The 13,860-nt window shown below is 60.4% G+C and carries 13 protein-coding genes and 2 pseudogenes; 4 read left to right on the forward strand and 11 right to left on the reverse strand.

Features of this window, described 5'->3' with window-relative positions; translation table 11 throughout:
- Positions 1-257: 257 nt before the first annotated feature.
- The gene (locus tag N2603_RS23280; protein WP_260384002.1) at positions 258-1,079 is read right to left on the reverse strand and encodes a hypothetical protein; all 822 of its coding nucleotides are present in this window, start codon (positions 1,077-1,079) and stop codon (positions 258-260) included.
- Between the two features lie 763 nt (positions 1,080-1,842).
- On the opposite strand from N2603_RS23280, the pseudogene N2603_RS23285 reads away from it, so the two are divergent.
- A pseudogene (locus tag N2603_RS23285) lies at positions 1,843-2,008 on the forward strand (30S ribosomal protein S6); the annotation flags it as partial.
- An 830-nt stretch (positions 2,009-2,838) separates the two neighbouring features.
- Here the strand turns inward: N2603_RS23285 and N2603_RS23290 are convergent.
- Complete coding sequence (locus tag N2603_RS23290) at positions 2,839-2,979, reverse strand: hypothetical protein (RefSeq protein ID WP_260384003.1); 141 nt, start codon at positions 2,977-2,979, stop codon at positions 2,839-2,841.
- A 265-nt stretch (positions 2,980-3,244) separates the two neighbouring features.
- On the opposite strand from N2603_RS23290, the pseudogene N2603_RS23295 reads away from it, so the two are divergent.
- Together N2603_RS23295 and N2603_RS44755 are read left to right on the forward strand one after the other, a co-directional pair.
- A pseudogene (locus tag N2603_RS23295) lies at positions 3,245-3,668 on the forward strand (hypothetical protein).
- Between the two features lie 6 nt (positions 3,669-3,674).
- Positions 3,675-4,121: a hypothetical protein gene (locus tag N2603_RS44755; protein ID WP_311740396.1), complete on the forward strand. Its 447-nt coding sequence runs from the start codon at positions 3,675-3,677 to the stop codon at positions 4,119-4,121.
- 966 nt (positions 4,122-5,087) lie between these two features.
- Here the strand turns inward: N2603_RS44755 and N2603_RS23305 are convergent.
- Entirely contained in the window at positions 5,088-5,288 is a 201-nt protein-coding gene (locus tag N2603_RS23305) for a hypothetical protein (RefSeq protein ID WP_260384004.1), read from the reverse strand.
- A gap of 213 nt (positions 5,289-5,501) precedes the next feature.
- Between N2603_RS23305 and N2603_RS23310 the strand changes: the two genes are divergently transcribed.
- On the forward strand, positions 5,502-5,681 hold the full coding sequence (locus tag N2603_RS23310; RefSeq protein WP_260384005.1) for a hypothetical protein: 180 nt from the start codon (positions 5,502-5,504) through the stop codon (positions 5,679-5,681).
- Between the two features lie 847 nt (positions 5,682-6,528).
- Here the strand turns inward: N2603_RS23310 and N2603_RS23315 are convergent.
- From N2603_RS23315 to N2603_RS23350, 8 genes are all read right to left on the reverse strand, one after another.
- A complete protein-coding gene (locus N2603_RS23315) occupies positions 6,529-6,711 on the reverse strand; it encodes a hypothetical protein (RefSeq protein WP_260384006.1) in 183 nt (60 codons plus the stop codon).
- 416 nt (positions 6,712-7,127) lie between these two features.
- On the reverse strand, positions 7,128-7,340 hold the full coding sequence (locus tag N2603_RS23320; RefSeq protein ID WP_260384007.1) for a hypothetical protein: 213 nt from the start codon (positions 7,338-7,340) through the stop codon (positions 7,128-7,130).
- 574 nt (positions 7,341-7,914) lie between these two features.
- Positions 7,915-10,167, reverse strand: coding sequence for a hypothetical protein (locus N2603_RS23325; protein ID WP_260384008.1), 2,253 nt, complete (start codon positions 10,165-10,167; stop codon positions 7,915-7,917).
- A complete protein-coding gene (locus N2603_RS23330) occupies positions 10,167-10,370 on the reverse strand; it encodes a hypothetical protein (RefSeq protein ID WP_260384009.1) in 204 nt (67 codons plus the stop codon). The genes N2603_RS23325 and N2603_RS23330 overlap by 1 nt, the downstream gene beginning before the upstream one ends.
- Before the next feature lie 4 nt (positions 10,371-10,374).
- On the reverse strand, positions 10,375-10,581 hold the full coding sequence (locus N2603_RS23335; RefSeq protein WP_260384010.1) for a hypothetical protein: 207 nt from the start codon (positions 10,579-10,581) through the stop codon (positions 10,375-10,377).
- A gap of 58 nt (positions 10,582-10,639) precedes the next feature.
- On the reverse strand, positions 10,640-12,931 hold the full coding sequence (locus N2603_RS23340) for a hypothetical protein (RefSeq protein ID WP_260384011.1): 2,292 nt from the start codon (positions 12,929-12,931) through the stop codon (positions 10,640-10,642).
- Positions 12,932-12,943: 12 nt separating this feature from the next.
- Positions 12,944-13,168, reverse strand: a complete 225-nt coding sequence (locus N2603_RS23345) for a hypothetical protein (protein WP_260384012.1) — start codon at positions 13,166-13,168, stop codon at positions 12,944-12,946.
- Between the two features lie 32 nt (positions 13,169-13,200).
- Positions 13,201-13,827, reverse strand: coding sequence for a hypothetical protein (locus N2603_RS23350; RefSeq protein ID WP_260384013.1), 627 nt, complete (start codon positions 13,825-13,827; stop codon positions 13,201-13,203).
- Positions 13,828-13,860: the final 33 nt, after the last annotated feature.

Here is a 13,860-nt window from a genome sequence, read left to right on the forward strand (position 1 = left end):
AGCCAACCAGGGCGTTCAGCTAGGGCCGTTGAGGTCGGAACAGCGCCAAGCGCCGCTCGGATGCAATGTTAACCCTTGCCTGTTTTTCCCGGTTCCGCGGCGTGAAATGATTCGCCGCGTGCCTCCATCTCGGTTAATTTTTCCTTACCGGGGCTGGCCACATATTTCACTTTACCTATTTCACCCGGAATTTTTGATACGGCGCGGGCCGCAGCGATTGAGTTCGCTGCGGCCTTCGTCGTGGTTTGCCCCTCTCGTCAGGCGTCGGCCGTCTCCGTGTCGATCTTCAGACTTTCGAGCACGGCGCGAGCCCGCTCCGGGAGACCTCGCTCGTCGAAGAGGGGATAGTCCGGCGAACGGCACCGCGCATTCACCGCGTCATCGAACATCACGCAGTGCTTGGCGTAGTCCCGCTCGCCGTATAGATGCCAACTTACCGTCTCCAGCTCTTGGACAAGGAAGCTCTGATAGCGAGCAAGCAGACCTGCGCGCGTCAGTTTATTGCCCTCCTGCAGAGCCCCAACAGGTTTCTTGGGAACAATCGGCGACGTTGCCTCGCTCAGTTCAGCGGACAGCTTCTGGATATGATCAACGTCTAGGACCTCATCGATACCAACCCCGGCGCCTAGGCAATCGATCTCGGCGACCACCGCCCCGAGCTGGGCAGCTACCTCGCTGGATCGCGTCGCGCGCGCGGACAAGGCTGCCTGCAATATCCGGTTCTTGATCGCGCAAGCGGCGGCGAACTCCTCTTCGTCGTCCGCCGCGCCCGACAGTGACATGCTGTCGACCACCTCGATTGACTTGCGATGCCAGAAGCACAAGATTTCGATGAGCTGTTCTTCAAGAACGAACCCCTCAGGCAGCTTCCCAAAGATCTCCGGCGGATATTCGGGAAAGGGCCCCTCGTGAACCAGGGGACCCCTCCGAAGCTCGGCTAAAGTCATGCGGACTTCAGGCTCCCCTGCCGACGCTTCGGCGTCGACCGCGTCCGGATTGTCAGATAGCAGTAACGGCGCCGCGGGTTCGGGGACGATCGATGCGCCGACAACCGCAGCCGTGCTAACGACCATGTTCATGAGTAGTCTCCTGCTGATCTGCGCCCCAGCAGAGAGAATTTTCGAAGGCTTCGAAGGTTCGTCGTCCACCGGGATGGCCTGACATGCGCCAATGGGGCTGGTTGGAATCAGGCAGCGTGAGGACAATTCAACAGCGCCGCCGGCGCTGTTCGGAGCGTTCAGAATTGCGGACGAGCTAGTGGGTGGCGTGCTATACACGCGATCAGCTTGGGTCATTGGATTTCGGTCCTCTGTGACTTGGGTTAGAGCCGAGGCGGAGGCTGCAATCTTCCCCTCGGCTTGTCCTCATGATAACATGAGAGCATGCCCAAAGCAACTCATGTTAACACGAAAACACGAAAGACCCGCGCGGCCGAAACCGGGGAGCTCGTGGGTGTGCGCGTCCAAAAGGACCTGGCAAAGCAGATTGACGACTGGCGCCGCCGACAGGACGACCTACCCGGCCGCCCGGAGGCCATTCGTAGATTGGTGGAGTTGGGACTGAGGGCAAAGGTGAAATCGTGACATTTGCCATACAGGCTCTATCCGGCGTCTTGGGGCTAGCAGCGGCCGTTCTATGGCTCATCGCAAGCCTTACAAGGACACCGGAACGTATACCGCCCGGGCCACTGAAGGGATCGCTGTTCGATGTTTTTGACGAGATCCACGTCAGTCTTGCAAAGCAAAGTCGATACAATGCTCTTGCCGCCGCCTGTGCGGCAGGCGCCGCACTGCTCCAATCTTTCCTAATTTTCTTCTAGCTCTACCGCTTTGCTTCGATAACTCCGCGGCGATCACCGAGATCGAGTCGCCAGGAGCGCATCAGCGAAGACGTGATCCGCTATCTCAGCGTCCGCGTCGAGGAGCTCGAGGAAGGCCCGTCCGCGATGATGCGCAAGGCCGATCGTGACCGCGAGCGTGACGGCGGCTTCCGCGGCGAGCGCGAGGGCCTAAATGAGCAAATTGGAAGTGATATGGCAGACGACCTAAGGCAAATCAAAGAACGGATTGCTCATTGCAAGCAGCAAAACGCGGCCCTGATGAAGGATGTTAACTCATACCTGCAGAAGAGCATTCGGGTGTGGGAGGATACAAGCGAACCGCCGTGGCACGTCATCAAAGCAAGACTGCTGGAATCGCCACCGATCTCGATCGTTACGCCGGCAGGACAGATCATCAATGAACTACGATCTTGTCTGGATTCGCTTGCGACTCGACTCGCCATTAGGAACGGGAAGAGCACCTCCAATGTGTATTTCCCGATCTCCAAAGACGCCAGCGTTTTCGCTGCAGACGGCCTGCAAAAGATAAGGAAGCTCTCTGCGGCCGACCAGAAGATAATCACGGATCTCCAGCCACACGGCGACGCAAACCCGAAGCTGTTTGGCTTTCACGACCTCGATCGCAATCGCAAACACATCGAGCTTGGAGTACAGGGCGCGGGCAACTCTGGATTCGGTCTCCGCAACGGAACTGTACAAGTGGCAATTGGGAAACCTGGCGGGCCCCTGGAAGTCGACGTAGATAAGCCTGTCGTCGCTTTCATCCCCGACGGTCCCTGCCAATTCAGCATCACCAATCGCCTCACTTTCAGCAACCCGGCTCAATTGGCGGGGCTGACGGTCACGAAAGAGATCGAATGGTTTGCTCAAGAGGTCGAGCGTATTGTGATGCTGTTCGATTATCGCGCGCATCAATGATGTTGAGGCGCGTGGAGAATGGGATCAGGCGTCGGGATTGATCACCATCCCGACGGCCGCTGTTGTGCGGTTGGAGAAACTTACTTCTTCTTGTCAGGCCGCTGCGTAAGGACTGACGCGGCGAGAGTCTTGACCTGCTTCGCCGTGGCGGTCGCAGGCTTCTTCAGGAGCTTCGATGCCAGCGATCCAACGCTCTTGCTCGTCTTCTCGTTCTTTCCCATGGGAGCAACTCCGCTTGGTAACGACTCAGAATTGAGCCGCAACCAAGGATATCATGGCCGACGTTACGCAATCCCCGTAGTGTACCGGGGATAGATTCACGCGCACCGACCGATTCGGCTCCAGCGGCAGCACCGCGTCGATCAGGTCCCCAATCGTCCAGATGCGATCCGAAGGTTTGCCTTGACCGAGCCATAGGCGTGCCCTCGCTTTCCTTTCAATTCCTAGCGGCTTGCGTCTCCTGCTTCCCCGCGGAATCTATCCGCGATGAGCACCAAGTCGCGAGAGGTCATCTGGGGCGGCCGGATCATGGGCGCGAAGATCCACGCCCAGGGAGCGCGGGAGCGTGCCGAGCAAGCGGTTCGCGAGGCTGATCGGGCGGAAGCCGAAGCCTGGTCGGTCCGCATGGAAGGCTACGGTGGCCCTGCCCAGCCCTCGCCCACGATCGGCCAGTGCCTCAATGGCGGGCTTGGCTGGCTGGAAGTCGAATGCGCTCGCTGTAAGACGCGCGCCAGCCTGCCGCTCGACGCCATCCGCCGGCCCAAGAACACGCCGCTCTGGAAGTTCGAAGCTTCTCTCAAATGTCGGTCCTGCCGCACCACCCGCTACGCCCCGCCTGCTCGAATGATCAAGCTTACCGAGACAAGGCAGATCACGCCATAAGTGGGTTCACCCGACCGAAGAGCGCTAAAACATAATGACAAGACTTGCGGCCGAACGGCCCTACTCTAACCCCGAAACTGCAGCACGTAAGCTGTTGGAGCTTGCGAAGAGCATCGAGGCGGTCCAGGACGGCCGCATCCACATCGAGAAGATCAACGCGCCGTTCCTGTCAAAGGACGGCTGCAAGGCGACCGGCCCCGAGTTCGGTGCTGGCATCAGGTTCGCGATCGAGCAGGGCTGGCTCGAGCTGCATGAGAGCGGCACCTATGTGCGGCTGAAGAAGGCCGGCGAGGATCTGCTGGCGCACGCCGGCGAGCTGAGGAAGCAGAAACTCGGCCCCTACAGGCTCATGGAAATAATGGCTGCCAAGCCCACAGCGGCCGCACCCCACGCCAGCACATGCAACGTCCAAGGCCGAATTGTCATTGTCGCCGCCTCCTCCCATATGGGAGGATGCGGGCGGCTCGCGTGCGCTAATTGAGATAGATCAAAGGCCAAAGAGTAGCGCCGCTGCGGCAGCCACGGTGAAAGCACCAGCGCCAATGACAACTACACGCACTAGTAGTTCTCTGCTCATGCCCGATCTTAACCTCGATTGAAGGCGGGGTGGTTGCTACCGGGCAACTAGCTCTTGAGCAACCGGCGTACCTCAGATGTGCGATGCCAGCTGTCAGTGCGGTGCAAACGATGGGTTCCGGTACTGTGCGCTTCCCAAGTTCGGCGGAGCTGTTCCAACCCGTCTTCGATTAATCGGAGATCATCGTGAAGATAGTTCGTCGCGGAGGCGGACATGGATTCGAGCAATTCGCGCCGAAGATCTCTCATATCCTCGAGGGCCCGCTGGTTCCTCAAGCGCACATAAGCTGAGACGATTGCTTTACAGGACATGGGCATTCCAAAACGCGACTGTAAAAATGAGTTCTCAAAATTGACTGAACCACAGCGACCACACAGGGTGCCAAATCTCAAATATCAGGTTCCTCAAGAACGGCACGCCGCAAGATTATACCCAGGTAGCATCAGCAAGCAAGCACAAGCGCAGGTAACGCGCTGAGCCCAACCCACAGCAACTTGGTGCTGTCCTAATTAGGACACTCGTGCTGGCAGATTAGGACACTCCGAATGAGTGCCCCTTTCGGGCAATCGTTATTGTCTGGTGGCAGGGATAGGATCGGCAAACCTCCGGGCAGTATCCAGCCCTGGTGCCCCGGAGCGCAGGCGGCCTCGCCACGCCCCGCCGGGCGTTGGCGAGGCCATCGCGCGGCAATTCCGAATTAGGACAGGAACGTTAGCGCTATTGCTAAGTTTTCCCGATGCCCTTCCCCAAGGGTAACCCTGAGTGGCCCCAGCTCCAATGCCCCCCGTACCCCGCGAGCTGGGGCCTTTTTCCCGCACTCCCAGGCGGATTAGGACACCTGAGGATAAGAGGCCGCCAACTGAGGCGGCCTTACCTTTTGGCTTCGCGCTTCGGAGCTTTCTTCCGTTCTTGCTCGATTGCCCGCTCCAGCTCGCCAGCAAGAACCTTGTAGTGGGCCACTACACGTTCGAAGGCAGCGCGCTTTATTTGCGACCTGGCCGTGTTCCTTAACCGCTCGCACTTAACGATCTGCTCGCGCAACATCGCGAGATGTTCGAGCATGTCTTTCATGGTCGGCCCCCTGGGGGCCATCGTACCCCCGCGAAATTAGGACACCACAAAAATTAAATTAGGACACTCGGGGTCAAATACGGACAGTACCCAGGGTGGATGTCGCGAAGCTGGGTACTGTCCGTATTTGACCCTCAGTGAGTCCTGAGTTGAATCGCGGAGTGTCCTAATCTAACTTAAGTTAAAGTCTGGCAGGCAGCGGAGGACGCCCTCGTGCCTTACGACAAGGCCGCACTGGACTGCTATCTTCGGGCGCGCCGCGAGCGCTCGGATGCTGCACACGAGATGACGCAGCGGATGATTGCCAGATCGCGTGAGGCGCTGGCGCGATCTGAGGAATTGCTGCGGGTTTCAATGCCCGTCGTCTGGCATCCAGAGCCGCCGAACGAGTAAGGCCGCATTGGAATTTCCAAAATTGCGGCGTTGCTACGGGCGCCGGCCTGTTTCCGGCTTCAGTGGCCTAGTTTGAATTGATAGGTGGCCGGTTTTGTTTTTCAGGCGCATAAAGGCGCATGCCAGAATCTCATCATCGGTCCTGTCAGTGCGGCGCCGTTTACAGCCGCACTGAGGCGATGGCCCCTTCCCGGGAAATAGCCAGCTTCGACTGCTCGGTTTGCGGCGCTACGATGGAATCGTGGAACACCGCTTGGGTGCCCACCTATCGGTTGATAGTTGGCCCCGTCCGACTGCCCCCAGACAGCAACTAGCGACGCGCTGTTGCATTAGCCAGCGATGGCGGAGTCGTTCGGCAGTTCGTTCACTATCGTTGAGGTGGCCTCAGACGACGCGCCGCCAAGGAGGCAGATGTGGCTAGCCTTAGCCAAGCCTAGCCAGGCGCTAACTCTGGTCCTCGCCGCTGTTCCCGAAGGCTGGACGGCGGAAGTTGTCCCAGCGATCCTTACGGATAAACAGCAAAGGATATTCGAGGAACTAAACCTCGGTCCGGGCGACGTTTATAGGATCGATGCAAAGTAAGCCGCTCAGTGAGCGGCAAATCAAAAAGTTCCGCCGCAAGATGAACTAGGGAAAAGAAGCCCCAGCCTCACAAAGGATCGGTGAGGTGGGGCCAAGGCACCTTCTGACCCAGATCACGAACTGGGCCACCGGGAAAACTTGGCAATCGCCTCCGTTGTTCCTATTTCGGCCAGTACCTGGGGCGGCCGGATAAGGGACGTGGAGAGGCCGCATGCCGCGCCCTAAACGACTCGTTCCCACCCACGTCCTGAACCGGGAAATTAACTCATGTTAAAGCGAGCCGTTCCGCGGGGATATTGATGCTTAATTCTCGTCGGACCGTGGCCATGACCAACCACTCTTGCCCCAGCTTCAGCCAAGCCTCCTTGTCCGCTTCGCTCGTCGCTTTCTGAGCCTCATCGAGGCAGTCCTTCGCTTGGCGCAGATATCTCGCAGCGTCATCGCTCATGGGCGTACAATCCGCCCGCCCGACCAAGGTGCCTAACTAAAGCCCTACGATCAGCGCAGCACGCCCGGGAAGCGATGGTGATCGTTAACCCTTACCTATTATTCCCGGCTCCCGGACCGCGCCGGGGCTACTGCGCGTCGTCACCGATCGCCGGAAGCCGAAGGGCCGACAAGCCTGCGGTGTGGGTGCGCCATCGACCTTGAGAGAGCTACGCGTTTTTTGGAGGATTTCGATAGCCCTCCGGTAATCCTCAGCCACCTTCAGAAGAGCTTCACGCTCGATTTCCATGGGAGCGATGGCCGCGTGCTCGCGGCAGGCGCGTTCCAACCTGCGAAATTCCCGTAGCTCTCGCTTCAAAGCCACCTCCTCACTTGAGGAATGATCAGTATGCCAAGTTGCCGAAAGTTCCCGCAAAACTAAATATCGTCGAGGAGCGGAGTTTGCGCACTCTCCGCAAGCGCGCGCTCGACTTCGCCGGCGAGGACGCTCAGATGATCCGCCAACCGGGTAAATAATTCTCGCTTCTTAGGATCGGTGGCCAAGTCGCGGATGAGGGCGCATTCAGCCGCGTCCGACCGCAACTTTTCAACTGAGCCTGCATGTCTTTCATTGCAGCTACTCCGTTCCACGACAGGAACGTATAGCCAATGTGCGGAAGCGAACAGAGCTGATTGCCGGTTTTTCCTAGATTGGGACGCTTGGCCTTCCCCAAGGTCCAAGCAACCTCCAGCGGCCCCGGCCTCCACACCTCAAAAGCCCCCATGGCCGGGGCCGTCCTCGCCAAGCTTGCCGCAAGGTGTCGTATATTCGCGACCGCGTGACTATCTCGTTCTCATGCCCAGCACATTCGAGTTCTGCCTGCCCACCGCGACCAAAGCGGTCCCTGACGGCCCCGACTGGTTGGAACGTCCGAGATCACATTCGAGGCGAACGACGGCAGTCAGAGAACGTGGGGTACGATCACAGTCGCCAGAGAGCAACACGACGTCAAACTCTATTTGCCGCCAGCCCGGCAACAGGGCGGCATAGGGAGCACCGGCCCGGGCGGGATCACCATCGTCAACCAGACCGGCTCAAACGTGATGACTGCGGATACGCCGACGGCTGACTACCGCTCGGTTCTCTGCAATGAGGTCAGTTGTTCACAACCGGCGCCGCCGAAGTAGGGCCGGCGCGGCCCGGAAAATCGGTTACTGGGCCGCTTCATTCCCCCTGCTCGCCGTGCAAGCTCGGATTGGGCCGATAGGTCTCGATGCGCCCGTCGTGGGTGCCTTCTGGGCTCGGTGGCTCTGCTGCTGCTGCGATGGCGCCAGTGTCGCGCGCCTTCTTCCAGTTGCCAGATCCGTGCACCAGCACGCTGGGCTTCCTGCCCACTAGCTCGGCGGCCTTTGACAGCGCAGCCGGCTTGCCCTCATCCGTAATGAAAGCGCGACGATTTTCCTCGACGCCTGTGTCCAGCGCGCTCCCGAGGAAGAGCTGATACTCACCGAGCTCGATCTCCTTGACGGCATCGACATAAGCGCCTGTCGTCGGGAAACCGAAGCCGTCCTGATCCTCGCCACCGGCAAAAGGAATCCCGCTCGGCCGGTACTCATATCTTCCCTGTGCGCCGACACTGCGGATCGTTTGGATGCGGCCGAAGTTGATCGGGCTGGTCGCCGTCGAGTCGTAGGCCGTGTCCGTCGCCACGGTATAGGCATTGACCGGACCGATCGCGTTTGGATCGGAGTGGCCCTGCGGGTGATAACAAGACAGCTCGCCACGGGTCAGGCTCACGTCATCGAACGCAAGGTACATTTTCGAAACGCTCGACGAACGCGAGCCCACCGTTTCCCGCGTCGCCAATGAGCCGCTGATGATTGTGTAGCCGACGGCAGGCCCTTCCGGTGGCGAGATCGCCTCCTGCACGATGAAGGCGCCTGCCGTCTTCACAGGTTCAGACACGTCCAACGACAACAGGAGGTGGTGCCAGTGATCCGGCGTCACACGCTGCCCGTTGTAGTCGGGGTCTGAATTGTCGAAAGGTGCGTCGGCCCGCCTGGCCTGAAGCGTTCGGTACGTCTCCGGGATCTGCCCCAGGTAAATATCCGCCGTCGTGTCCAGCGCGTCGGAATACCAGTCATCGTTCGGAGCGAGCGGCCCGTCGGTGATCAGCACACCGTCGCCGACCGAGCCGAGATAAAGGCCTCCGTCAGGAATGTTGTTTGTGGTCCCGAGTCCGAACGCGCTCGTGCCCTCATACGTTGGAGCATCGCCCCGCGGCATGACGATGTTGATCGACAGTTGGGGATAGTCGCCGGTGCAGTCGATGCCGATGTAGGACGGATCAACAGTCTCAGTCTCTCCGGTGAATGCTGGCAGCGTGACGGTGTTGTCGTGGTCAACCAAGGAGCCCGTCGGCGTATAGATTCCTCCGAACGAGCGCAGATAATCCTGCGAATGCGTGAGGCCGATTGTTCGCGTCTCGCCGCCAGACGCATTGACCTGCTTCTGCTTCGTCGGTGGTCCGGACACCATGATTGGCACGATGCCGCATAGAAGCGGACGCGGGGCGCCTGGACCGTCCCGCCATGCGATGTATTCCGCCTTTGCCGCCTCTACCGACTTCGTCGGCGCACGGAACCAAATCGACTGCGTGAACTTCCTGGTGTCGGGGACGAGCGTCGCAAGCGTTGCGTGGCTCTCTCGCTCGTAGAACTTTACCGCTAGGCCGCCCCAGTTGATGTTGACGATATTCTGGAACGGGTCGAGCCGATACGGCGGGTTGAGGTCGTTGTTGCCCCTGACCGTCAGCTTCGCAGGCTCGCTTTCCTCGATCAGGTAGTCATTGAGCAGTTTGGTCTTTCGCGCCTGCACGTCGACCGACAGCGAGTTCCCGCGGTGCCTCAGGCTGAGCGGGATCTCGACCTCGACGTATTGGCCCTTGTCCTTGGTTTCGATGTCCTTCGTGTATTGCTCGCTCGAAACGACGTATTCCCTAAGATCCGGATCGGCGTCGACCGCTCGCTCTGCGACCCTGTCGATGTTCGTCGCGTAGCCGACGACGCGTCGGACCTTGGCTACGCGAGCAGACTGAACTGCTTCGTTGAGAAAATTGTCCTGATATTCCTCACCACGGCCGTTTCCGCCAGTCGATTTGACGGACTTGATGACGCGGATCGGAATCCACTCGTCGGGATCGTTGACGTCTTCGGTGGCCTCGGGATCGCAGACCTTGAGCACCTCAGTCTTGCGGTTTTTGTTGCCCTTCGGGTCGTAATCGTCCTTGGTCGGATCGTCGCACCATCGCAGCCGGCGGACGACTCCCTGCGACTGTGCTTCCGTGGTTTGAGTTCGACTCTTGATGACATCCATGCGCTCCACGTCGGCATACATGTCGGGGAGGATCTCGCCCTTCTTGTTGGTGCCGTAGACACGGGTAATGTGTGTCTTTCGGCTTGGCGGCCTGTCCGTCATCAGTCCTCGGTCCACACGATCAAGGATGAGCGTTTGCCTTCCGCGGCGAGCGCGGCCTCGTATTCTTCGAAAAGCGCCAGAATTTCAGGTGTCAGTTCGAGGTCGACGGACACTTCTGGTCCCAGGCCCTCGGAGGCCCGGATTCGCGCTGCTTGTGCCGCGCAGGCGGCATCAAATGCCGCTTTCGCCTTGATGCATGTCATGGTGCTAGAACGCCTGACTCTTTTCGTTGACGTATTGCATCATGTAGAAGGTGGCCGTGTAGCTCGAGGAGCCATTCAGCACCTTGCCGCCACCGCCGCGGCCGAATTGCAGGATGATGTTCTGCGGGGCCGCCCTTCCTGCGGTGAAGAACGGCTTGGCCGGCGCGTTGTCCGGCGTCTGGAACGGGCGGACGATGGATTCAAGGTTCATGTGTGCTCTTTCTTGGTATCGTTGTGTGCTTCAGCGTCGCAACTTCGATTGCCGCCATTTACCGGCCGCCATAAGCCCAGCCAGGGCTCGGCCCGGTCTGGAAGTTGGCGGCATCGCGTGCGGCGTCGGAGATCTCCTTCAGTGCGGAGATCTTGCCGGTCACGCGGACATCGCCCCTGTCGGTGCGCAGGTCGGCCGTACCGACATGAGTTAGGTCGCCCCAAGGCCCAGCACCACCGTCGCCGATATCCGCAACGCTCGCCGTCTCGTGCGCCATCGCGGGGCCGCCGACGTCGAAGCCGGGCAGCGACACGGTGCCGCCGTCGGCGAAATGACCGACCGGGCCACCGCCGGATCGCCCCAGGACGAAGCGATTGAGCAGCCGGATGCTTTCTTCCGGCGTCTTTGCGTTGTTCAACTGGACGAGTTTCAACTGCTGCGGGCTGAGAACTGTTTCGTTCAGCAGATTGATGGATTCCTCGTCAGTCAGCTCGGGATCGAACCAGTCCGACGATAAACCACCGCCGCGCAGATGCGCCACCCGGCCGCCGCGGGAATAATGGCCTGCATTGAGGTAATCCAGCGCGCCGCGTCCGAGCTTGCGCGCCGATTCCGCCTTGATGACATATTCGCCATCGGAGAGCATCGCCGGAATGCTGTCGGACGTCGAGGTGCCGGGGCCGCTGACGCCCCCACCACCGATGAAGCGACGAATCCAGCCACCGCCTGCGGCGGCCTGCACCGGCTCCTCGGTGCCGGTCCCCTTGGCAGCGGCCGAGATGCTCGCGGCGGCGTCGGTGAAGGCCGAGGCAAGCTGCTTAAGGCTGCCCTCCACCTCATTGACCGTGCCGGCGACATTCTTGGAATTGTCCTCTAGGTCGCCGCGGATGCCGAGGCTATCGACCGGCTCCCGCACCTTGGTGTCCTGGGGCGGCCCGAGGTCGTTGAGTTTTGCGTTCAGATTCTGGATGAAGCTATCCCACGCGCTGGTCTGCTGCTGGGTCGGCTGCGGTTGCGCCTGCGATGGCGGCAAGGGCTGCAATGCGCTCGGCCCCTCCGGAGGCCGGGTCCGTTCCTGCAAGGCGCCAGGATCAGCCAGCGCACGGCCCAGGAAGCCGCCAATCGGCGTGCTGCCGAGAAGGTCTCCAATCACGCTGCCCATGCGGCCATAGCCCCGAGCACTGTCGCGGATGATGCCGTAAGTCAAACCTTCGGCAGTGCCGAGCGCTTCGCCAGCGCTGCCTAAGCCGGGAATTCCGGTCCGATCGCCAAGCTCGCGGCCCGACTTTCCGAACGCTTCCGCCGTCGGCCGAATGCCCTGGACGCCTCTCGTCAGCGCATCAATGCCGGTCTCTAGCGTCTTGCCGGCGTCGGTTCCGACCTTGCCGCTTGGTCCTCCGAGGATGTCGCCGAAGGTGCGCTGCAGCTCGCCAAGGCTGCCGCTCACCCGCTCGCCGAACGTGCGCCGCTTATCCGCCTCTTTGACCGCCGAGGGCTCGTCATGTTGCAACGCTCGAAACACAGCATCAGGACGGATGACCCCCGTCCGGCCCTGCGCGTCGCGCTGGCCGAGCAACAAATCGAGTTCTTCGGCATTGCGGATCGGGATGCCGAGCTCGCCGCCGAGGGCGCGCGCCAGGCGATTACCACCCACCGGCCCCAACGCTTTCAGCCCGCCTGCCGTCAGCCCCTGCGCCAATTCGCCATTGCCGACATCATGAGGCGCGTAGAGGTCACCCAGGAACGAGCGCGCACGCTGCGCAGCATCCGAGGTAGAGGCACCATCCAGCACGCCACCGGCGATCAGCGCGCGCTGAGCCTTGCGAAACTGTTCTTCATTCACATCGGCGACGCCATAGGGCGACTGCAACTCCTGTCGCCGCTTGTACGACAGGAAGTCCTCATTGGCGCCGGCCAAATCCTTCGGGTCCGCGCCAACCTTGCGAGCGCTATCGCGCAGCTTGCTGAATGCGTCGCCACTGGCGCCGAGCGCTTTGAACCGGCTCTCAGTCAATTCCGTTTCTTCGCGAATTTTCGCGAGCTGCGCGGCGAGGCCAGTCAGTGCTGCAGGGAGGCCGGCGCCAAGCGCGGCTCCGCCGAGGCCTTTAAGCAGGCCACCGAAGCCGCCGCCCTCGAACAGCGGCGAGATTGCTTCCTTCACTTTAGATAGCGGGCCCGTGGCGGACTCCGCAAATCGTCGGCCGGCATTCTCGCCCGCACGGCCAACCTGCCGCTCGATATCCGCCAGCGACTTCTTGCCCTCGTCGCCGACGGCCTTCAGCTTGCTCTTGATCTCCTGGTCGCCTTCCAGCGCGATCGAGAGCAGGATCTCGTTTTTGCCTTTAGCCATTCTGGGGGACTCCTATTGCGGCCGTATGTCGAGCAACGCTCGACCCGCATCGGTGATGGTATAGGTGTTGACAGCGTCGCCCTGGGCGATCTCAACGGCACCGTCGATTGCCATGGCCGTCAGCATGGTGAGGAGCTTGATGGTTTCAATGTCGGTGCCTTCGTCCGCGACCGGCAGGGGAAGCGAGCCACCAGCGCGAATGAGCCCATCAAGGATTATGCGCTCGACCGGAAGCAAGGGCTGTCGCCAATTCGGAGGGATGACCAACATCATAGCGCCTCAATTTTCGCCTCGACGGCAGCGCGCACCATTTGTTCGCCCGCCATATCTGCAAGATTCTGCCGAACATGCTTTTCGAGTTCGATGATCGTCTTGACCGGGTCGCTTCCGATCTCAAAAGCGAGGAGTGGTCCGATCTGGCTCGGCCAGTTTGTCCACCGATCGCGGTCTTCTCGCGCCAGCACGGAAACCGTGTCCTTCATGGTATCGGCGTCGACAAGTCGCCTCGACCTCTCCTCGTTGTCGAGCCACCGGCTATAGGTCTTGACGATGGTTTCGGCCGTCCGCGCGGCGTTAAAATCGATGGTACCTTTGTAGGCGTTCTCGCGTTCCAGCACCTGTTGGATCAACGATACAGCTTGCTCCGCATCGGCTGAGCCGGATATCGCGCCAGTCGTTCTCCCGTTCACCTGTTCACCGGACTGTTCACTTGGAGAACGCCTCGCCCTGCTGGGTTCAAGGTTGCCTTCCAGAGCGCGTTGAACGGCGGCCAAATCGAACCTGCCGTTCGCAAGCCGTGGAATTTTCCCAGCTTTCGCTAGTTTATGCAGTCCGCTCTTCGCTCGGCGTAGCACCTTGGCCAGGGCGCTCAAGCTCAGTCCGATATCGTTATTCACCGTCGCTGTTCACCTTCGAAAAAGCCTGTCACG

It is taken from the genome of Bradyrhizobium huanghuaihaiense (genome assembly GCF_025200885.1).
Taxonomy (GTDB): domain Bacteria; phylum Pseudomonadota; class Alphaproteobacteria; order Rhizobiales; family Xanthobacteraceae; genus Bradyrhizobium; species Bradyrhizobium huanghuaihaiense.

Excerpts from the sequence above, each read along its gene's own strand:
- N2603_RS23280 (WP_260384002.1), bottom strand. The coding sequence starts at position 1,079 with ATGAACATGGTCGTTAGCACGGCTGCGGTTGTCGGCGCATCGATCGTC.
- N2603_RS23290 (WP_260384003.1), bottom strand. The coding sequence starts at position 2,979 with ATGGGAAAGAACGAGAAGACGAGCAAGAGCGTTGGATCGCTGGCATCG.
- N2603_RS44755 (WP_311740396.1), top strand. The coding sequence starts at position 3,675 with ATGACAAGACTTGCGGCCGAACGGCCCTACTCTAACCCCGAAACTGCA.
- N2603_RS23305 (WP_260384004.1), bottom strand. The coding sequence starts at position 5,288 with ATGAAAGACATGCTCGAACATCTCGCGATGTTGCGCGAGCAGATCGTT.
- N2603_RS23315 (WP_260384006.1), bottom strand. The coding sequence starts at position 6,711 with ATGAGCGATGACGCTGCGAGATATCTGCGCCAAGCGAAGGACTGCCTC.
- N2603_RS23325 (WP_260384008.1), bottom strand. The coding sequence starts at position 10,167 with ATGACGGACAGGCCGCCAAGCCGAAAGACACACATTACCCGTGTCTAC.
- N2603_RS23330 (WP_260384009.1), bottom strand. The coding sequence starts at position 10,370 with ATGACATGCATCAAGGCGAAAGCGGCATTTGATGCCGCCTGCGCGGCA.
- N2603_RS23335 (WP_260384010.1), bottom strand. The coding sequence starts at position 10,581 with ATGAACCTTGAATCCATCGTCCGCCCGTTCCAGACGCCGGACAACGCG.
- N2603_RS23340 (WP_260384011.1), bottom strand. The coding sequence starts at position 12,931 with ATGGCTAAAGGCAAAAACGAGATCCTGCTCTCGATCGCGCTGGAAGGC.